The sequence below is a fragment of the Archangium sp. genome (assembly GCF_057119385.1).
In genome coordinates this window covers 25,308-45,032 of sequence record NZ_DBNGVP010000164.1, presented here as the reverse complement: position 1 = coordinate 45,032, position 19,725 = coordinate 25,308, and the positions used below count along the sequence as shown (strand labels likewise).

Annotated in this window: 18 protein-coding genes; 10 read left to right on the top strand and 8 right to left on the bottom strand. The window is 69.2% G+C overall.

Annotated elements, in window-relative coordinates; genetic code table 11:
- Positions 1 to 85 precede the first annotated feature (85 nt).
- The 3 genes from AC16DP_RS39955 to AC16DP_RS39945 all read left to right on the top strand — a co-directional run bounded on the left by AC16DP_RS39955 (position 86) and on the right by AC16DP_RS39945 (position 3,125).
- The gene (locus AC16DP_RS39955; RefSeq protein WP_414640782.1) at positions 86 to 313 is read left to right on the top strand and encodes an ATP-dependent Clp protease proteolytic subunit; all 228 of its coding nucleotides are present in this window, start codon (positions 86 to 88) and stop codon (positions 311 to 313) included.
- Positions 314 to 376: 63 nt separating this feature from the next.
- Positions 377 to 1,201, top strand: a complete 825-nt coding sequence (locus tag AC16DP_RS39950; RefSeq protein ID WP_329732014.1) for an SDR family NAD(P)-dependent oxidoreductase — start codon at positions 377 to 379, stop codon at positions 1,199 to 1,201.
- Between the two features lie 73 nt (positions 1,202 to 1,274).
- The gene (locus AC16DP_RS39945) at positions 1,275 to 3,125 is read left to right on the top strand and encodes a M48 family metallopeptidase (protein WP_329732013.1); all 1,851 of its coding nucleotides are present in this window, start codon (positions 1,275 to 1,277) and stop codon (positions 3,123 to 3,125) included.
- Positions 3,126 to 3,132: 7 nt separating this feature from the next.
- On the opposite strand, the gene AC16DP_RS39940 is transcribed toward AC16DP_RS39945, so the two are convergent.
- Positions 3,133 to 4,041 (bottom strand): SPFH domain-containing protein, encoded by a 909-nt coding sequence (locus AC16DP_RS39940; RefSeq protein WP_329732012.1) that lies wholly within the window; start codon positions 4,039 to 4,041, stop codon positions 3,133 to 3,135.
- Entirely contained in the window at positions 4,038 to 5,066 is a 1,029-nt protein-coding gene (locus AC16DP_RS39935) for an SPFH domain-containing protein (RefSeq protein WP_329732011.1), read from the bottom strand. Before AC16DP_RS39935 ends, AC16DP_RS39940 begins: the two co-directional genes overlap by 4 nt.
- Before the next feature lie 217 nt (positions 5,067 to 5,283).
- Here AC16DP_RS39935 and AC16DP_RS39930 point away from each other — a divergent pair, with 217 nt between their 5' ends.
- Both AC16DP_RS39930 and AC16DP_RS39925 read left to right on the top strand, forming a co-directional pair.
- A complete protein-coding gene (locus tag AC16DP_RS39930; RefSeq protein WP_329732010.1) occupies positions 5,284 to 7,725 on the top strand; it encodes an ATP-binding protein in 2,442 nt (813 codons plus the stop codon).
- A 106-nt stretch (positions 7,726 to 7,831) separates the two neighbouring features.
- Positions 7,832 to 8,593, top strand: a complete 762-nt coding sequence (locus tag AC16DP_RS39925) for a hypothetical protein (protein WP_329732009.1) — start codon at positions 7,832 to 7,834, stop codon at positions 8,591 to 8,593.
- 31 nt (positions 8,594 to 8,624) lie between these two features.
- Here the strand turns inward: AC16DP_RS39925 and AC16DP_RS39920 are convergent, their stop codons facing one another.
- The 6 genes from AC16DP_RS39920 to AC16DP_RS39895 form a co-directional block, all read right to left on the bottom strand.
- A complete protein-coding gene (locus tag AC16DP_RS39920; protein ID WP_329732008.1) occupies positions 8,625 to 9,407 on the bottom strand; it encodes an NAD(P)-dependent oxidoreductase in 783 nt (260 codons plus the stop codon).
- Positions 9,404 to 10,441, bottom strand: a complete 1,038-nt coding sequence (locus AC16DP_RS39915; RefSeq protein ID WP_329732007.1) for a phosphatase domain-containing protein — start codon at positions 10,439 to 10,441, stop codon at positions 9,404 to 9,406. The genes AC16DP_RS39920 and AC16DP_RS39915 overlap by 4 nt, the downstream gene beginning before the upstream one ends.
- Positions 10,438 to 11,466 (bottom strand): phosphate acyltransferase PlsX, encoded by a 1,029-nt coding sequence (gene plsX, locus AC16DP_RS39910; protein WP_329732006.1) that lies wholly within the window; start codon positions 11,464 to 11,466, stop codon positions 10,438 to 10,440. The genes AC16DP_RS39915 and plsX overlap by 4 nt, the downstream gene beginning before the upstream one ends.
- An 85-nt stretch (positions 11,467 to 11,551) precedes the next feature.
- Positions 11,552 to 13,540, bottom strand: a complete 1,989-nt coding sequence (gltC, locus tag AC16DP_RS39905; RefSeq protein ID WP_329732005.1) for an adventurous gliding motility protein GltC — start codon at positions 13,538 to 13,540, stop codon at positions 11,552 to 11,554.
- Positions 13,537 to 14,346, bottom strand: a complete 810-nt coding sequence (locus AC16DP_RS39900; protein WP_329732004.1) for an outer membrane beta-barrel domain-containing protein — start codon at positions 14,344 to 14,346, stop codon at positions 13,537 to 13,539. Before AC16DP_RS39900 ends, gltC begins: the two co-directional genes overlap by 4 nt.
- Complete coding sequence (locus tag AC16DP_RS39895) at positions 14,343 to 15,188, bottom strand: outer membrane beta-barrel domain-containing protein (protein ID WP_329732003.1); 846 nt, start codon at positions 15,186 to 15,188, stop codon at positions 14,343 to 14,345. Before AC16DP_RS39895 ends, AC16DP_RS39900 begins: the two co-directional genes overlap by 4 nt.
- Before the next feature lie 300 nt (positions 15,189 to 15,488).
- Here AC16DP_RS39895 and cglC point away from each other — a divergent pair, with 300 nt between their 5' ends.
- The 5 genes from cglC (at position 15,489) to ybaK (ending at position 19,691) form a co-directional block, all read left to right on the top strand.
- The gene (gene cglC / locus AC16DP_RS39890) at positions 15,489 to 15,968 is read left to right on the top strand and encodes an adventurous gliding motility lipoprotein CglC (RefSeq protein ID WP_329732002.1); all 480 of its coding nucleotides are present in this window, start codon (positions 15,489 to 15,491) and stop codon (positions 15,966 to 15,968) included.
- A 69-nt stretch (positions 15,969 to 16,037) separates the two neighbouring features.
- Positions 16,038 to 17,438 carry a vWA domain-containing protein gene (locus AC16DP_RS39885; RefSeq protein ID WP_329732001.1) on the top strand — a complete coding sequence of 467 codons (1,401 nt, stop codon included), beginning with the start codon at positions 16,038 to 16,040 and terminating at the stop codon, positions 17,436 to 17,438.
- A 162-nt stretch (positions 17,439 to 17,600) separates the two neighbouring features.
- Positions 17,601 to 18,062 (top strand): 5-(carboxyamino)imidazole ribonucleotide mutase, encoded by a 462-nt coding sequence (gene purE / locus AC16DP_RS39880; RefSeq protein WP_329732091.1) that lies wholly within the window; start codon positions 17,601 to 17,603, stop codon positions 18,060 to 18,062.
- A complete protein-coding gene (gene purK, locus AC16DP_RS39875) occupies positions 18,059 to 19,204 on the top strand; it encodes a 5-(carboxyamino)imidazole ribonucleotide synthase (RefSeq protein WP_329732000.1) in 1,146 nt (381 codons plus the stop codon). Before purE ends, purK begins: the two co-directional genes overlap by 4 nt.
- 4 nt (positions 19,205 to 19,208) lie before the next feature.
- The gene (gene ybaK, locus AC16DP_RS39870; RefSeq protein WP_329731999.1) at positions 19,209 to 19,691 is read left to right on the top strand and encodes a Cys-tRNA(Pro) deacylase; all 483 of its coding nucleotides are present in this window, start codon (positions 19,209 to 19,211) and stop codon (positions 19,689 to 19,691) included.
- Positions 19,692 to 19,725: the final 34 nt, after the last annotated feature.

Sequence of the window (19,725 nt, the reverse complement as noted above, 5' to 3'; positions counted from 1 at the left end):
AAGAAGATAGCCCGCCGAGCAGACTCCTGAGAAAGGAGGGTAGCTCCGTTCCCCTTTCAAGTGGCCCCCTTTCAACTCTGTCGGACTGGTCGGGCACTGCCCTGGAACCTCCTCCGCCGCGGACCCCGAGGGCTGCCCAGGCGCTGGAGATCTCAACTCGCCAGGGGGCTCCGTCGCCGCGTCACTCGCCATCCGCGACACGATGGAGTACGTGCAACCGCCCATCACCACCCTCTGCATGCGTCAGTGCCACGGCACGGCCGCGATCCTGCTCCCCCGTCCGCCCGCCCGGCTGGCGGACACAGCGGCGTAGCCAGCGCAAGGGGCCATCCAAACATTGAGCGAAGCGTCTTTGCTCCCCACCAGGAGAGGGCTGATGGCTTCGTCCAAACAAGGAAACACCCGACAGTTCGCCGTCGTGACCGGTGCCTCCAGCGGCATCGGCTACGAGCTGGCCAGGCAGTTCGCCCAGAACGGCTTCGACGTGCTGATCGCCGCCGAGGACGATGGCATCACGGAGGCCGCGCGGAGCCTCTCGAACGGCGCGCACATCGAGAGCCTGAAGGTCGACCTCGCCACCTATGACGGCGTCGAGCGGCTCTACGCGAGGATCCAATCGCTCGGCCGTCCCGTGGATGCCATCGCCATCAACGCGGGCGTGGGCGTGGGCGGAGAGTTCACGGAGACGAAGCTGGAGGACGAGCTCAACCTCATCCAGCTCAACGTCACCTCGGCGGTCCACCTGGCCAAGCGGGTGGCCCGGGACATGGTGAAGCGCGGCAGCGGCCGGATCCTCTTCACCTCGTCCATCGCGGCCATCATGCCCGCGCCCTTCGAGGCGGTATACGGCGCGTCCAAGGCCTTCCTGCTCTCGTTCTCGGAGGCGCTGCGCAACGAGCTGGCCGACGCGGGCATCAGCGTCACCGCGCTCCTGCCGGGCCCCACGGAGACGAACTTCTTCCACCGCGCGGGGATGGATGACACGCGGGTGGGCCAGCAGAAGAAGGACGATCCGGCCCAGGTCGCGCGCCAGGGCTTCAAGGCGATGATGGCTGGCGAACAGAAGGTCTTCGCCGGCTCGGTCAAGACGCGGCTCCAGGCCGCCGTGGCCCGGGTCCTTCCGGATCCCGCCAAGGTCCAGATGCACCGGCTGATGTCCGAGCCCGGCTCCGGATCCGCTCCAGAGCCCGAGCACAAGTAGTCCGGAGTCAAGGGGCTCCCCAGGGCGACAGTCGGCGCGGTAGGGTCGGACCTCCCTCCACCCTCCGCCCGCCATGAAATCCGCTCTGACCATCCCCGGATTCCTCCGCGTCTACGCGCTGCCCGCCCTGTGGCTCTTCGCGCTCCCCGTCTTCGGCCTCTGGTTCTCCAGCCACGCCACCTCGCGCTTCGACCAGACATTCCTCTCCGCCGTCGAGGGGCAGCTCTCCGAGGACACCTCGCTCGAAGAAGGGACGCGGCAGGAGCTGCTGCAGTTCTTCCGCGCCGTCCCGGCCTCGGAGGCCTGTCTCTCGACGTCGGAGGAGCTGGCGGGCTTCCGCGACAAGCTCGGGGAGGCGTGCTCGGACCTGGAGCAGTTCGACTTGATGGGCCTGCTGGCGCTGGGTGCCGTGTTGCTGGGGCTCGTCTCCGGGATGATCGCCCTGGCGTGCGCGCTGGCGGCGTTCATCTCGCGGCCCTTCCAGTACGGCAGCTTCGTGGTGGGTTGGAACGTGCTCCGCATCACCGGGGCGCTGCAGGTGCTCGCCCAGGGCGTGCTGGCCGTGTGGCTGTCCTACTGGGTGACGGCGGTGTGGTTCGAGATCTACATCCCGAAGCTCATCGGCATCATCGGCCTGCTCGCGGCCTTCGCCCTCTTCCAGGTGGTGGCCGCCATCTTCCGCCGTCCCGCCATGGACTTCGAGGTGGAGGCGGAGGTGCTCGAGCCGTCGAAGGCGCCGGAGCTCTGGGCCCACGTGCGCCAGCTGTGCGAGCAGCTGAAGACCCAGCCGCCGGACCACATCCTCGCCGGCATCGACACCAACTTCTTCGTCACCGAGAGCGAGGTGCACGCCGGAGGGCGGACGCTCACCGGCCGGACGCTCTTCGTGAGCCTGTCCCTGCTGCGCCTGCTCGAGAAGTCCGAGGCGGACGCGGTGCTCGCGCACGAGATGGGGCACCTGCTCGGAGGGGACACGGGCCACGGCAAGCGGCTCGCGCCCATGCTCGCGCGCTTCGGCAACTACCTCCAGGCGCTGCGCGAGGGCGGGCTCACGCTGCCCATCTTCCACTTCATGCTGGCCTACCGCGGACTCTTCGAGCTGTCCCTCGGCCGCAGCCGGCGCGCGAGCGAGCTCGCCGCGGACCGGCTCGCCGCGGGCGTCACGTCGGGCCGGGACATCGCGCGCTCGCTCGTCAAGGTGGGCGCGTACGCGAGCTTCCGGGACCGCGTGGAGGCGGACCTCTTCAACCGCGGCGAGCAGCAGCAGACGGTGGCCATCGCGGAGCGGGTCGCGCTCGGCTTCGCGCAGTACGCCGGCTCCGAGGCCGTGCACGGAGACCTGAATGGCTCGGTGACGCCGCACCCGTTCGACTCCCACCCTCCGCTCGCCGCGCGCCTGGAGAACGTGGGCGAGGCGCTCTCGCCGGATGACGTGGTGAAGGTGCTGCTCGAGCCCACCCACTCCTCCTGGGTGAGCGCCATCCTGGAAGCGGAGGCCATCGAGGCGCGGCTGTGGGGCGCGTACGAGGAGCGCTTCGCGAGGGCGCATGATCTGGCGCTCGCCTACCGCTACGAGCCGGCCAACGAGGCGGAGCGGCAGCACGTGGAGAAGCACTTCCCTCCCCTCACCTTCCAGGGCAAGGAGGAGAAGTTGGAGGTCCGCCTGGACTACGCGCAGGTGAGCTGCACCGAGTGGGAGGAGCCCGTCCGGCTCGAGCAGGTGAAGACCGCCACCACCGAGGAGCGCCTGTTCAAGAAGTACCTGGACCTGCAGCTCGAGGGCGGCGGCCTGTTCAAGGGCAAGCGCTCCATCTGCCTGAGCAAGCTGCAGGACCCGGACGGGATGCTCAACGCGTTCGGGCACTACCTCGGGCGCCACAGGACCATGGAGGCGCACCGCAAGAGCACCCAGCAGGCGGCGTGAGCGGGCCTCACCGGGAGGGGGTGGCGGGGGACGCCACCAGCAGCTGCGCGAGCAGGTCGCTCTTCTGTCCCTCGGGGATGAGCGTCACGTTCGCGCTGCCCTCCTGGATGCGCTGCAGCTCCAGCACCTCGAACATCGCCGCGGCGACGGCCGGGTCCTGGGAGATGCGCTGCAGCGCCGCGCCCACGATTCGAGGGCGCAGGGCCGCCGCCTTGGCGAACTCGATGGCGGCCTGACGCTCGGCGGTGCTGGTGATGATGCTCACCTGGTTGGCGCCGTCCTGGCGGATGGCCGACGTCACCTGCCGCAGCCGGTTCACCACCTTCTCCTCGATCTGGCGGATCATCCCCACGTCGCGGAAGTGCACCTTGCGGATGTAGACGGAGCCGAGCTGGTAGCCGTAGGCGTGCGACATGGGGGAGACCTCGGTGCTCACCGTGCGGCTCATCGCGTGGCGGCTCTCCATCATGGTGGCCAGCTTCATGTTGGACAGGCAGCGCACGGTGGCGTTGCTCACGTTGGCCGCCAGCGAGCCGCGCGGATCCGCGTTCTCGAACAGGAACTTGAGGGGATCCGAGATGAACATCTCGTACCAGATGCCGATCCCCATGGGCGCGCCCTCCTCGGAGTTCACCGCCTGGCTGCGCAGGTACTGCTGGTCCAGGCGCAGATCCAACACGTAGCAGCGGCCCACCCAGTTCACCAGGAACGCCTTCCACCCCAGCCGCTGCCACAGGAGGTGCAGCCCGGGCTCGTCCAGCACGGCCACCACCTTGCCGAGCAGCACGTAGACGCGGCACGTGCGCTCCTCCACGGTGACGTAGAGGCCGAACACCCGGCACAAGCCCAGGAAGAGGGGCACGCCCACCCCCATGGCGACGAAGCCGAGCACGGCACCCACGAAGAAGCCCATCATGACTTCACCCCCAGCACCACGCGGCTGGCCTTGGAGAAGAGGCCGAGGCGGATGTTGCGCAGGTAGGACTCCAGCGCGCCGGGTCCGCTCTGGTGGAGCAGGGTGAGCTGCGCGGCCAGGGCGTTCAGGGGCTCCACCTCGGCCTGGGCCCGGAGGGTTTCAATCTCCACGGCGCGGCGCGACTGGACGATCTTCTGGTCCGCCGCCGCCTGCGCGAGGCTGATCTCCGAGGAGACGTGGTTGTGCGCGGTGTTGATGGCGGCGAGCGCCGACTCCACATCCCCTGGTGGATCGATGCCCGTGATGAGCGTGGCCTCCAGGGTGATGCCGTAGCGCGACAGGCTGCCTCGGCACTCGCGCTCCATGTGCTCGTTGAGATCCCTCAGGTTCTTGCGCAGGTCGTTGATGGAGACGCCGGACACGGCCGTGACCTCGACGGCCTGCAGGGTGCCCTCGACGACGGGCTCGGGGGGCGCCTCGAAGCTGGCGATGCGCTCGCGCAGGATGGAGATGAAGTAGCCCATCACGTGCGCGATGGGGTTCTTCACCGCGAAGAGGTACGCGTAGAGGTTCTGCTCGGACACGCGGTAGCGCAGCTGCCCGGTGAGCCCGGTGTTGAGCTGATCCTTGGTGACGGCCTCGAGCACCTGTCCGCCCTGGTTGGCGGTGGGGGATTCGGGGTCATGCGCCAGGCTGAGCGTCTGGGTGGCCACGGACACCTTCACCACGCGCTCCCAGGGCCATTTGAAGTAGGGGCCCCCGGGTTGGATGACCTCGAGCTGGGGGTAGACGTAGCGATCCTCGTCCGTGCGCGCGAGCCCCTCGCTGACGGGACCCCGCTTCGTGGTGGGCTCTCCGGCGAGCCGGACCGCGCGGCCGAAGCGCACCTTCACCGCTCGCTCGCTCTGGTCCACCGTGAAGAAACCGGTGATCACGCACCGCAACACGAACCAGCCCACGGCTCCAAAGACGATGCCCGTGCCCAGACCCACGGGCCCGAGCCCCAGCGTTTGCAGGAAGTCCATCCACCCCTCCTCGGAAAGTGCCGCCACCGCGCGGACATCATCCGCGAAGCGCCGCCTGCCCGGTCGTCCCAGTTCCGCACACCTGTTGCCCGGAAGACGGCGGTTGCTCGCACGCCCTCCCTCGCGGGTCCAAGGGAAGCCCTATTCCTCCTGGAGCCCTGGAGATAGAATGACAACCACCCGGCACCGCCCGCCTTCGCGGACCCGGACGGCTTGGATGCCTGCCCATCGCGAGCACATGGAATTGCTCCTCGTCAGTCCGCACCCCGGGTGCTCCATGGGCCAGCTCCTCTCGGACTGGGGGCACGCGGTGCGCCACGCTCCGGCGGCCGGGCAGGCGGCCGCGCTGCTCCCGGGCGTGGAAGGGGTGCTGGTGGTGGGCACCGGCCATGCGGTGGCCGAGGAGATGGCCCGGTTGCGCACCGCGGACATGCGGCCCCGGCCCTTCCTCCTGGCGCTCGTCACCGCGTCGGCGGAGCAGGTGCCGCTGGATGCGCTGCTCGCCGCGGCGGTGGATGACTTCCTGCTCATGCCCTTCGAGCCCGCCCAGCTCCAGACCCGGCTCGAGTGGCTCTCCCGGCGCAGGCGCGTGGGGATGCAGGCGCCCCTGGAGGCTCCCCGCTCGCGGGGCGTGCATGACCGGCTCTCGGCCATCATCCAGACGCAGAGCGACATCGCCAACGCCGGCCTCGAGCTGGACAAGGTGATGTCGCTCATCGCCGAGCGCGCCATGCGGCTGTGCGGTGCGTCCGGAACGGCGGTGGCCCTGGCCGAGGGCGACGAGCTCGTCTACCAGGTGACACACGGCAACTCGATGCCGCATCGCGGCTTCCGGCTGAAGCTCGCCCAGAGCATCACGGGGATGAGCATCCTGCGCGGCGAGGTGCTCCACACCCGGGACACCGAGGACGATCCCCGGGTGAACGTGACCGCCACGCGCGCCACCGGCATCCGCTCGATGATCATCGTCCCCCTGTACCGGGTGGGCAGCACCGTGGGGGCCATCAACGTCAGCTACCCCGAGCCCAACGCCTACGATGCCCTCGACGTCCGGACGCTCGAGATGATGGGCCGGCTGCTGGGCGCGGCGCTGAGCAACGCCGCCGAGTTCGAGGCCAAGCAGGCCCTGGTGGACGAGCTCGCCGCCACGCTCGCCGCGCTCCAGCAGAGCCAGGAGCTGTTCCACTCCTTCATGAACCACAGCCCGGTGCTGGCCTTCATGAAGGACGAGAAGGGCCGGCGCACCTGGGTGAACGAGCCCTACGCCCGCTTCTTCCACCGCGACGTGGAGTCGATGCGGGGAGTCGAGGACGCCGAGCTGCTGCCGCCCACGGCGGCCGCGCGGCTGAAGCGGGAGGACCGGGCGGTGCTCGCCAGCGGGCTGCCCCTCCAGTCCGAGCAGGTGGTGCCCTCTCCGGACGGGTCTTTGCACCACTGGCTCAACCACAAGTTCACCCTGCGCGATGCGAACGGCCGCCGGCTGCTCGGAGGCGTGTCCATCGACATCACCGCGCGCAAGCACGCCGAGAAGGCGCTGCGCCGCTCCGAGGAGAGCTTCCGCGCGCTCATCGAGGGGCTGCCGGAGGCCATCTTCGCGCACCGCGAGGGCAACCTGCTCTACATCAACCCGGCGGGGCTCGCCTTCCTGGATCAACGCTCGGTGGAGGCGCTCGCCGGACGCTCCCTGCTGGAGCTCATCCACCCGGATGACCGGGGAGCCGCCGCCAACGTGCTCGAGGGCTCGCTCGAGCAGGGCCCCGCCACCATGCGCGAGGTGCGCTTCCTCCGGGCGGGCGGCCAGGTGATGACGGCGGAGCTGAGCGCCCTGCGGCTGCTCTTCGACGGCGAGCCGGCCACGGTGGTGAGCGCGCGCAACGTCACCGAGCGCAAGCAGATGCAGGCGCGCCTGCTGCTCGCGGACCGGCTGGCGAGCGTGGGCACCCTGGCCGCGGGCGTGGCGCATGAGATCAACAACCCGCTCGCCTTCGTGCTCTCCAACCTCGGCTTCCTCGAGGAGGAGTGCCAGCTGCTGAAGGACCTGCTGCCGGAGGATCGGCTGCGCGAGCTGGAGGACGTGCTGCGCGAGACGAAACAGGGCGCGGAGCGGGTGCGGCACATCGTGCGCGACCTGCGGACGCTCTCGCGCGATGAGGGCGAGCAGCTGTGCGACGTGGACGTGCGCGCGGTGATCGAATCGAGCCTGGGCCTGGTGCGCAACGAGCTGCGCCACCGCGCGCGGCTGGTGAAGGACTTCGAGCCGGTGCCGCTGGTGCGGGCGAGCGAGGGGCGGTTGGGGCAGGTGCTGCTCAACCTGCTCATCAACGCCTCCCAGGCGGTTCCCGACGGACGGCCCACCGAGCACGAGGTGCGCGTGCGCCTGCGCGCCATCGCCGGGCGGGTCGTCATCGAGGTGCGGGACACGGGGTGTGGCATCGCCCCCGAGGTCCGCGACCGCATCTTCGATCCCTTCTTCACCACCAAGCCGGTGGGGACGGGAACGGGGCTGGGGCTCTCCATCTGTCACGGCATCGTGACGGGCATGGGAGGCGACATCTCCGTGGAGAGCGAGCTGGGACGCGGCAGCACGTTCCGCATCACCCTGCCCATTCCCCAGGCCTCCTCGGGCGAGCCCGGGTCGAAGGACGCGATGCCCGCGTGACGATTCCGGAACATCCCTCGTAACGCGGAATCCCTGTCAGACCCCCATGTTAAGAGCGCGGTCCCCCCAAGGAGGGCCTCTCGGGGCTCTCGACAAGGAGTGCCGCATGAAGTCCAAGTCCCTGAAGACGATGCTCGGAGTGCTGGCCGTCGTCGCCGCGCCCGCGGCCCTGGCCGGCCTCAGCATGACCCAGCCCATGTTCGAGTCGCGGATGAGCACGGCGCGCTCGGCCACCAGCCCCGAGGGCGCTGTCGTCAACCGCTCGGAGATCCGCGGCGCGCTGGGCAGCTTCCTGTATGACGACAGCCTGGTGGACAGCGGCGAGCGCGCCTATCTGGCCCCCAAGGTGAACGACGCCACCTTCCTCACCGGCTTCACCACCGACGCGCGGTCGTACTTCTCCAGCTTCTACGAGCTGAACGACGCGGCCACCAGCAGCGCGCCGCTGTCCGTCTACCCGGTGGACGAGACGCCCGCCCAGGCGTTCGGCGTCAGCGGCGTCCTGTCCAACAGCGCCGCCATCCAGGAGGGCTTCATCCCCTCCAACCAGGGCGTGGCCAACCAGTACACGCTGCAGTGGACGTACTACAGCTCGTTCGACATCACGAACGTGGGCACGTTCGACCCGAAGTCGGAGGCGGAGCTGAGGAGCGAGCTGGCGCTGCCCGGCGCCACGCAGGCGGAGATCGACGGCGCGGTGGCCTACATCAACCAGATCGCCGGCAACAGCAAGCGCATCTACATCGCGAGCTGGAAGAACGAGTACGGCCGTGGCGCCCCGGGAGACCTGGGTGGCTTCGTGGTGGCCGCCGTCAGCACGGACCGCCGCTTCGTGCGCTACGTCGAGTTCCAGACCTGGTCGGAGTAGCCGTCTCCGAGTAACGCCCCCCTGCCGGGCCTCAGCGCAGGCCTGGCAGCCGGGCCTTGAGCGAGGGCAGCACCACCCGGTCGTCCATCATCCGCTGGTCGAAGACGAAGTGCTCGGTGGGCTCCACCTGCCACCGGCCTCCGAGCCGCTCGTTCAGCGCCTGGACGATCTCGTAGTACGTCCACCGCTCGTTGGCGTCGAGCAGGTAGAGCCCCGGCTCGGCCCACGCGAGCGCCTGCAGCGCCCGCACGGTGTCATCCAGGAAGGAGCAGGCGGGAAACCACCGCGTGCTCGCCTCCACCCTGCCCCGCTCGCGCATCTGCGCCTCCAGCGAGGCCACCATGTTGTTGCCCGAGGGCCGCTCGTCGATCTGCCACCCCAGCCGCACCACGCGGGCCTCGGGGTTCTGCTCGAAGGCCCGCGTCTCGGCGCGCCGCTTCTCGTACCCGTAGCCCTCGGGCGCCTCCGGCTCCGAGTCCACCGTGAAGGGCCCGCGCGCATGGTTCGAGAACACCATGGCCGTGCTGGAGAAGACGAAGCGCACGCCGAGCTGCCGGGTGATCCACGCCAGCTCGCTCGTCCACTCGTAGTTGATGAGCCAGGACTCGTTGGCCCGCCCCGAGGGCCGCGAGGCCGTGGCCAGGTGGAAGAGCACGTCCGGCGCCACCGAGCGCACGAAGCGCTCCATGGCCCAGTAGTCGTCCACCGGGACGCTGTCCCGATCCCAGCAGGACACCTCGACGCCGTGGCGCCGCAGGTCCTCGCACAGCCGTGAGCCGACGGTGCCGGTGGCACCCGTGACGAGGGCCCTCATGGTGTCTTGCGTCCCTTGTGCGTGCGCGGGAGCGCGTGGTGGATGAGCTCCAGGTAGTCCACCGTCTGCGCCGGAGGCGGCGGGGGCGGCGTGCCCAGCGCGGCCAGGCGCTTGGTGAAGGCGGAGATGATGTCCGGCACCGGCCGCAGCGCCTGGATGAGCGTGTTGGGCCCCTCCAGCGCCTGCACCAGCGCCGTGGCCGCCTGCTGCAGCGGCAGGCCCCGGCGCAGCAGATCCTGGAACGAGTTGGACAGGGTGATGATGTTGTGCCCCGCCGACTGCACCATCTCCACGGCGATCTTGATGACCTGGGGGGCCGTCAGGTGCCCGTCGGCCAGCAGCACCAGGGCGGCCTGGAAGTAGTTGAAGATGGGCACCACGCGCGGGCCGTAGTTGGCGAAGTGCGCGGGCGGCGTCAGCCGGTCCAGGTGGATGAAGATGCGCCGCACGGGGTCCGCCACCGGCGTCTTCTTCCACGCGGAGAGCACCCGCTTCGCCTCGTCCGGGTACACCGCGGCCGCCTCGAGAATCTGCTGGAGCACCCGCTCGTCCACGCGCCCGGCGATCATGTCCGCGTAGAGCGAGTAGATGAAGGCATCCGCCTCGGCGTCATCGCCGAAGAGCACCTCCTCGGCCTCCACGGGGGCGTTGGCGCGGCTCTCCAGGAGCGCGGGCAGCTTGTAGCCCACCTGCCCGCGCAGGGCCCGGAAGCGCCCGCGCATGAGGTTGCCCACGTTGTCCTTGAGGACGAACTCGTCCCACACCACGCCGTCCAGCTTGAGCTTCTCCTCCAGCACCGAGCGCAGCTGCTTGGGGCTTCCGGAGACGATGCACAGCCGCGAGTCCCCGTTGGAGGCCAGCTCGCGGATGAGCGCGGACGCGCCCGGCACGGCCTGCTTCTCGTGGGCCTTCTGGAAGGCGGTGCGCAGCAAGTCCCGGAGCGAGTCGAACTCCGTCTGCAGGTACGTCTTGTCCAGGTCCCAGCGGTAGATGCGGCGCGGGGGCCTGGGATCGATGCGATCCGGAAGACTCACCGCGCCAGACCCTGCTGGATGGCCTTGCCCAGGTCATGGGCCACCGCCTTGGCGGCCACCTTGCCGGCATTGGAGATGGCCCGCGCCTTGGAGCGGCCATGCGCCTTGATGAAGATGCGATCGAACCCGAGCACCGGTGCGCCCCCGTACTGTTCCCAGTCGGTGATGTCCTTGATGCGCTGGATGCCCCCGGACAGCATCGCCAGGCCGGCGCGCCAGCGCAGGCTCTCCTTGTAGGCGTACTGGGCCAGTTCCACCACCGTATCGTGCACGCCCTCGAGCATCTTCAGGCACACGTTGCCCACGAAGCCGTCCGTCACCACCACGTCCGCGGTGCCCTTGGGGATGTCCACGCCCTCCACGTTCCCGATGAACTGCAGCCCCTGCATGGCGGACAGCGCCGCGTGCGCCTCCACCACCTGGCGCGGGCCCTTGTTGGGCTCGGTGCCGTTGGACAGCAGCGCCACCTTGGGATTCTCGTTGCGTGAGATGATGCGCGCGTACGCCGCCCCCATCACCGCGAACGTCACCAGGTCCTCGGCCGTGGCCTCCACCGTGGCCCCCACGTCCAGGATGAGCGAGAACGGATCCGCCTTCTGTCCGTGCCTGTCGCGGGTGGGGTACACGGCCGCCAGCGCCGCGCGCCGCACCCCGGGCAGCAGCTGGAAGTGACGGGCGCACGAGAGCACGCAGGCCCCCGTGTTGCCGGCGGACACGAGCGCATCCGCCTCGCCCTCGGCCACCAGCCGCGCCGCCACGGACACGGACGCGTCCGGCTTGCGCGCCAGCGCCTCGCCGGGCTTCTCGTCCATGCCCACGTGCTCGGAGGCGTGCTGCACGGAGATGCGCTCCCCGCTGTGCTTGGTCTCGGCGAGCGCGTCGTCGATGAGGGCTCTGTCCCCCACCAACAGCGCGTGGATGTGTGGTGACTCCAGCGAGAGCTGCGCGGCGCCCCTGACTACCTCCGCGGGGCCGTGGTCGCTCCCCATCACGTCGAACGCAATGGTGATGAGCTTGGTGGCCATGACAGCACCATCTTACACGTTCGTGGCAAACGCAAAGGGGCTGGATCCACTCGGATCCAGCCCCTGAGTTACTGGGAGTCCGGGCTCAGTTGCTCTCGCTGGCCTGGATGGTCCGGTTGGCGGTGTCGCGCTGGATGCAGCCCTTGGTCAGGGTGTACTGGTAGGTGCCCAGCTCGTCGCGCCAGTACTCGCCCTCGTACGGCCAGTACAGCTGGTCATCCGCCACTGCCACCGAGAACCTGTACTTCTTGACGACGGCCGTCTTGCCACCCGCCTTGAGCTGCTCCTCCAGGAACTCCTTCTCCTTGGTGACGGTCTCGAACTTGATGCGCAAACCGTTGGCCAGCAGCTGCTTGAGCGCCACCAGCTCCGTCTCCAGCTTGCCCTTGGCCATGATGCCGGCCTTCTCGATGAGGCTGGTGCGCTGCACCTTGAGGCCCTCGAGCAGTTGCTTGGACAGCTCGGAGTAGCGGAAGGTGTCGCCCTTCTCGCCGAAGGTGTCCATCTCCGTCTCCAGCTCGAGGATGGACTCGTTCGTCTTCTTCAGGTCCTGATCCGTGAGGGCCAGCCGGAGGATGCGCTCGAGGATGACGTCCGTCTCGCCCTTCTCCAGCCCCTCCTTGTTCTTCTTCTGCACGTCGGAGAGCACGCCGTAGTACTCGCTGGCCTCCAGCTGCTTCTTGGTGATCAGCTCCAGCTGATCATGCACCGGCAGGTAGGTGCGCTCGAAGTCCTGGAGGATGAGGCTGGATTCCCGGTAGCGGCAGTTCTCGTAATAGATGACCGCCTTGAGGATCATCGCCTCGGGGAAGTACTCCTCGCGGAAGAAGGGCGAGGACAAGGTGATGAGATTACCGAGGGCCTGCTCGTACTGGCCGACGCGGTAGTTGGCCCAGCTGGACTCGAACATGGACTCGAGCCACTGCGAAGTGCCGCGCTCCACCTTGTTGAAATAGAAGAGGGCGTAGCGGTTCTGCTGCATGCCGTAGTGGGTACGGCCCAGCTGCATGAAGGCCAGCTCGCGCAGCTTCTGGTTGGCCGTGGCCTGCTCGGCGTCCAGGCCCGCGCCGGAGCGGGTGACGCGGATGATCTCCTTCATGGCCTCGATGGCGCCCACGGTGTTGATGTCCGTGCGCCGGGCGGCCGCGCTGGTGGCGCGGTTGCCGAAGCGGAAGAAGGAGAGGCCCTCGAGGTACTTGGCGCGCGGGTAGAAGACGTCCGTCTTGGGGATGAGCAGCGTGAGCCGCTTCACCTCGTTGAAGCTCTTGTCGGCGTCCTCGGTGCGGCCCACCTGATCCAACGCCTTGCCACGCACGAAGTGGTAGCGGGCCAGCAGGTAGTGGAACTCGGTGCGGAAGCGCTCGGGGAACTCCTGGTTGGCGTACTTGGCGATCTCATCCAGGATGACGGTCTCGTTCTTCGTCTTGCGGCTGATGAAGAAGAGCCACTCCAGGCTGGTGCGGAAGAACTTCGTCTCGGGACCGACGGCGAGGATCTTCGAGAACTCGCCCAGGGACGAGTGGTACAGGCCCATGCGGTAGAGGGCCTTGGCCAGCACGTAGCGCGCCTCCAGGTGGAGGCCGGCGAGCCTGGCGTCCTGGAGCATCTCGAAGGAGCTCATCGCCGCCTTCTCGTACTCCTCGTTCTTGAAGAGCGAGATGGCCACGTCCAGGCGCTGGCGGTCACCGCTCTTGCCGGACACGTCCACCGCGTCGAAGGACATGGTGGGCGCGGCCTTGGGCTGGCTGGGCGTCTCCGCCGTCAGATCCAACCCCATGCCGCCCGGGTTGGCGGACGCATCCTGCGCCGCGGGAGCCGCGGGAGTGGCCGTCGCCGTGCCGGTGTCGGCCGGGGTGGTGGCGGAGGTGTCACCCGAGTCCGAGTCGGAGTCCTCCTCGGAGGCCTGGGTGGCCGTGGGCTTCTTGCCCTTGGGCGGCTTGCGGGAGGCCTTCTTCTTCTTCTTGGAAGGCTGGGAGAGATCCAGTCCCTCGAAGCTCTGAGCGGGCGAGGGCGTCGCCCACGCCAGCGAGAGCCCGAGGGTGGCGAGACAGAGGGGCCGGAGCAGACGTTTCATGGCTCGGGATGGGCGGAGGGGAAGAAGAGGGACACACCCAGCTCGAACATGAGCTGGTTGCGCAGCGTGGTGGCCGGGTTGAGGGCCTTCTCGACGTAGATCAGATCACGGAACTCGGTGCGCACCGTCACCCAGCGGTTGAGGAAGAAGCGCATGCCGACGCCGACGTTGCCGCCACCGGTGAGCTCCGCCGTCTTGGCGGGCCCGCGGTACTGCACCGCGGTGGCGCCCACCACGCCGTAGAGATCGAAGTGGAGGAACTGCTCGGCCAGCAGGGAGATCTTCCCGTAGATGGGCGCCCACTGCACGTCCACGCCGCCCATGAGGGTGAGCTGGCCGGGGGCCTCCCCATCCAGCTCCTCATAGGTGGGCCGGCGGCAACCGCGGGTGCTGCCGTCATCGCCGGTGAAGGTGCAGATCTGCGCCGCGCTGGCCACCGTGTTGAGGGCGTAGCCGGCGCGCAGGCTCAACCCCAGCGTCTCGGAGGGGTGGTAGGTGAGCGTGCCGCCCAGGATGTACTTCGAGAAGAAGGCATCCTTGATGGAGAGGGTGGCGGACGGGCTGAACTCGAAGCGGCCCTGCTTGAGGAACAGGTGGCCGGAGACGGGACGGACGCGCTCGCGCAGGGGGCCGAGACGATCCTTGTCCACCTCGGACACGTCGCCGGCCTCCTGCTCGGAGGAGCCGGACGCGGACGGAGCGGGCCTGGCCGGAGCGGCGGGAGCGGGCGCGGGGGCCGCGTCCTGGGCCAGGGCGGGCACGGGCGCCAGACAGAGCGCGATCAGCAGACGGGTGGCGGTCTTCATTCGGACTCCCGACCGGTCGACTTCATCGGGAAGAAGAAGGAGATGCCGGCATTGAGGGTCATGAGGTTCTGGGTGGCGCCCTTGCTCGTGTTGAGGGGCTGATCCACGTAGGACGTGTTGATGAGGGCCACGTTCACCGCGAGGTAGTCACGGGCGACGAAGCGCACGCCCACGCCGAGGTCCGCGGCGAAGTTGGGGCCGCGGGGCGTCCTGCTGGTCGTCAGCACCTGGGACGTCTGGGTGTTCACCACGCCGAGGCCGCCCAGCAGGTAGGCATCGAAGTGGAGGATGTCGTTGAGGAAGGCCACCTTGCCGTAGAGCGGGCTCCACTCCACGTCGCCCATGGCGGACCACTGGGGCACCGAGAAGAAGATGCGGCTGTCGAAGGTGCGCTTGGCGATGCGCACGTCATCCTCGGGCAGCACCTGCATGACGGAGAAGCGCCCGGCCACCGCCAGCGTGTCCGCCAGGTAGTAGGCCCCGCGCAACCCGGCGCCGAACTTGGTGTAGTACGGATCGTTCACCGACAGCGTGACGGCGGGCGCCAGCTCGAAGCGGCCCTTCTTCAGGTACACCTTGCGCTGCACGCTCTTGACGCGGTCGTCGAGCGTGACGTCGCGCTCCGCCGGCGAGAGCGGCTCGGCCGGGGGCGGCTCCGCCACCGTGGAGGGCAGCGGTGGCGGCTCCTCCGTGGGCGTCTCCGCGCTGGTGTCGGTTTCTTCCTGGGGCTTCTGCTCACCGCTGCTCAGATCGAGTCCGAGCCCCGTGTCTTCCTGGTTCTGGGCAAATGCAGAGGCTGGCGCGATGCACAGCGCGAGCACGATGGCCTGGAGGCGATTCACTTCCGGGAGCTCCGTGTCATGGGGGCGTCCGCCCACCGATACACCTTCGAAATCGGAGGCTGAGGCAGGCGCATCCTATCCGTCACGCTCGCAACCCATCAACCTAACTCCGCTCGCCTGCTCCCTCTGTTGCATGGCGAGCGCGACGAAAGGGCCCCGTTGTGTATCCACCCGGTACAGTTGCAGGGGGAGTGTCCGGCGCTCTCGCAGAGGGAGCATCCATGCAACCAGGGTCCGGTTGGCAGGGCGAGTCACTGTGCTACGGTGGCCGCCCACATGAGTCTCGTGAGGTGCACGTCGATGTCTTCGCGTCTGGCCCTGCTGGTGAGCGCCGTGCTGCTGTGCGGCGGTTGCAAGGTCAATTCCGATATCGGGAAGCGGTGCCTTCTGGTGAAGAAGAGCACGGACCCCAGCCGGGAGTCGGATCCCGTGGTGGTGAATGATCTGTCCGCGGGCCAGGACTTCATCTCCTTCGGCTCGCTGGATTGTGAGGATCTGGTCTGCGTGAAGGACGCGGACATGCCCGTGGAGACGGCCGACAACGGGCAGGTCTTCGGCTACTGCAGCAGCGCCTGCGTGCCGGACGAGCTCGTGGATCCCTGCCCCGTCACCGACCCGGAGGCGATCGAGTCGGTGAAGAGCCGCATGAGCTGCCGCGCCCTGCTGTTGGATCAGCAGGCCCTGGACGACCTGCGCCAGAAGGACCCGGCGACGTACCGCTCCTATTTCGGCGACAGCAACTCGCCCTACTTCTGCGCGGGCAACAAGATCACCCCGTGAGACGGGCGTAGAACTTTTTCGCGCGCCGTACGTCGACAGAGGGGCCCTCGCCGCAAGGAGCCCTCTGTCATGAACAAGACGGTCGCCTTCGTCTCCCTGGCCGCCGGACTCGCCCTCACCGCCCTGGTGCTGGGCCTGCCCCACGTGGCGCCGCCCCACCCCGCCACCCCGGTGGAGCCGCCCCGGCCCGCTACCGCCTCCAACGGCTCGTTGACCATGACGAGCCGCCTGTCCCACCCCTACATCACCCCGGGCAGCACGGATCTCTTCGTCACGGTGGACGTCACCGGCGTGGAGGTGCCGGGCTCCAAGCGCACGCCGGTGAACCTGGCGGTGGTCATCGACCGCTCGGGCTCCATGAGCGGCTACAAGCTGCAACAGGCCAGGCAGGCCGCGCGGCACCTCGTGGGGCTGCTGGGCCCGGAGGACCGGCTGGCCATCGTGCACTACGGCTCGGACGTGAAGAGCCAGCCGAGCCTGCCGGCCACGCCCGCCAACCGCGAGCGGATGCTCCAGTACATCGAAGGCATCTGGGACGATGGCGGCACCAACATCGGCGCGGGCCTGCACGCGGGCCAGTCGCACGTGGCGGCCGCCCGGGGTGACTCCACCGTCAACCGCATCATCCTGCTGAGCGATGGCCAGGCCACCGAGGGCATCACCGACGACGCGAGCCTGACGGAGATCGTCAAGAGCATCCGCGCCGAGGGGGTGACGGTGAGCGCCATCGGCGTGGGCACGGACTTCAACGAGGATCTGATGCAGGGCTTCGCCGAGTACGGGGCGGGCGCGTACGGCTTCCTGGAGGACGCGGGGCAGCTGGCCTCGCTCTTCCAGAAGGATCTGCGGCAGGCGTCCACGAGCGTGGCGCGGGGCGTGGAGCTGCGCTTCCAGCTGCCCGAGGGGGTGACGCTGGGCGAGGTGCTGGGCTACCGGTTCCACCAGGAGGGGCGCACGGTGCGGGTGCCGCTGCCGGACTTCTCCTCGGGCCAGGTGGAGCGCGTGGTGGCGCGGGTGACGGTGGTGGGCTCGCGGGCGGGGAGCGCGGTGGACGTCACGGGGCTGAAGCTGGCGTACACGGACCTGCTCAAGAGCGCGGGGGTGGAGAGCGCGGCGAGCCTGTCCGCCATGGTGACGGAGCGGCGGGAGGAGGTGCTGGCGCGGCAGGACAAGGACGCCACGGTGTACGCGACGCGGGCCCTGAGCGCGAAGAACCTGAAGATGGCGGCGCAGGCCCTGCGGGAGGGGCGCAAGGAGGAGGCGAAGGGCTACGTGATGCAGAACCAGGCCCTCTTCCAGGAGGCGGGGGCGGTGGCGAGCCCGGCGGCGGTGGCGGCGGACCTGGAGGAGCAGCGGGCGGTGCTCCAGGAGTACGAGCAGGCGTCCGACGACGAGTCCGTGGGGGCGGCGGTCAAGCGCACGAAGAGCAAGGCCATGAAGAGCTTCGGCAAGCTGGGCTCCACCTACTGAGCCCCCTCCCCCCCCGGATTTCGCCGCCTGGCCGTACGCTTCCGGTTGACCTGCGGAATCGCCCCACCCTATCTCCGCGTTCCCCGCACCTCCTGGGCATCACCAGGAGGGCGCACCGGAGGCGAGAGCTTGAGCGCGGACACACCGTGGGTGGGCGTCATCATGGGGGGCAAGAGCGACCTGGAGCATCTGCGCCCCGGCATCGACGTGCTGAAGGAGCTGGGCATCCCGCATGAGGTGCGGGTGGTGTCGGCCCACCGCACGCCGGACTGGATGATGGAGTACGCGGAGACGGCCGAGAGCCGCGGCCTGTCCGTCATCATCGCGGCGGCTGGAGGCGCGGCCCACCTGCCCGGCATGGTGGCGAGCAAGACGCTGCTGCCCGTGCTCGGCGTGCCCATCCCCGCCACGGTGCTCAACGGCTTCGACGCGTTGATGTCCATCGTGCAGATGCCCAAGGGCGTGCCGGTGGGCACCATGGCCATTGGCAAGCCGGGGGCCATCAACGCCGCGCTGTACGCCGCCTCCATCCTGTCGCTCAAGTCCCCGGAGCTCCGCGCGCGGCTCGCCGCCTGGCGGCAGGCCCGCACCGACGAGGTGCTCCGGGACAGGGAGATCGCATGAACAGCAAGAGGACCATCCTGCCGGGCGGCACGCTCGGCATCCTCGGGGGTGGGCAGCTGGGCCGGATGATGGCGCTGTCCGCGCGCACCCTCGGCTATCAGGTGCAGGCGTTGGATCCGGACCCGGCGTGCTCGGCGCGCTTCGTGGTGGACCAGTGCTACACGGCCGACTTCGGCAACGTGGGCGACGCCACCCGCATGGCGCGCGCGTGCGACGTGGTGACGCTGGAGATCGAGAAGATCCCCATGGACACCCTGCGCGCCGTGGCCCAGCACGCGCCGATGCGGCCGGGCCCCGGAGTGCTCGACGTGGTGCAGAACCGCGGGCGGCAGCGCGCCTGGCTGGCGAAGCACGGCTTCCCCCAGGGTCCGTGGAGGCAGGCGGACCTGCAGGAGGCCCTGGCCACCGCCGCCACCGAGCTGGGCGGCCGTTGCTTCGTGAAGGCCTGCGAGGGCGGTTATGACGGCCGGGGCCAGTACCAGGTGAAGTCCGCCGCCGAGGCCCCGGAGGCCTGGCGCGAGCTGGGCCAGCGCCCCGTGGTGGTGGAGGCCGCGCTGGACCTGGAGGCCGAGCTGTCCGTGCTGGTGGCGCGCTCGCCCAACGGCGAGGTGGCGGTGTACCCGCCCGCCTACAACCACCACGAGGAGCGGATTCTGGACTGGTCCCTGCTGCCGGGCCAGGTGCCGCCCCAGGTGAGCACCCAGGCCACGGAGATCGCCCGGGCCATGGCCACGGCGCTCGAGGTCGAGGGCCTGCTGGTGGTGGAGATGTTCCTCCTGAAGGACGGCCGGCTGCTGGTGAACGAGCTGGCGCCCCGTCCGCACAACAGCTTCCACGCCACCGAGGTCGCCTGCCTCACCAGCCAGTTCGAGCAGGCGGTGCGCGCGGTGTGCAACCTGCCCCTGGGCTCGGTGGAGGTGGTGCGGCACGCGGCCATCGTCAACCTGCTGGGCGACCTGTGGCTGAACGAGGGTGGGCCCAGGTTCGAGTCCGTGCTGGCCATGCCGGGCGTGCGCCTGCACCTGTATGGCAAGCGCGAGGCGCGCAAGGGCCGGAAGATGGGGCACCTGTCCGCCGTGGGCACCACGCCCGAGGAGGCGCTCGCCCGCATCAAGGCCGCCCGCCAGGCCCTGGGAGCGTGACACCGTGAAGACGAACGCGGCACGGTTGCTGGACTCGCTCGGCATCCGCTACGAGCTGCGCGACTACGACGTGGACCTGGAGGACCTCTCCGCCGAGACCGTGGCCGCCAAGGTGGGCATGCCTCCGGAGCAGGTCTTCAAGACGCTCGTGGCCCGCGGGGATCGCACCGGCGTGCTCATGGCCGTGGTGCCGGGCAACGGCGAGTTGGACCTCAAGGCCCTGGCTCGGCTGAGCGGGGACCGCAAGGTGGACACCGTGCCACTCAAGGAGCTCCAGCCGCTCACCGGGTACATCCGCGGCGGCTGCACGGCCATCGGGGGCAAGAAGGACTACCCCGTATTCGTGGATGAGACGCTCGAGCTCTTCGACGTCATCGCCGTGTCCGCGGGCGTGCGGGGCACGCAGCTCGTGCTCGCTCCCGCGGATTATCTGCGCGTCACCCGGGGCAAGGTGGGGCCTATTTCTCGCGACAAGCCCCACCCGTAGACCCTCACCCCGGCCCTCTCCCAGAGGGAGAAGG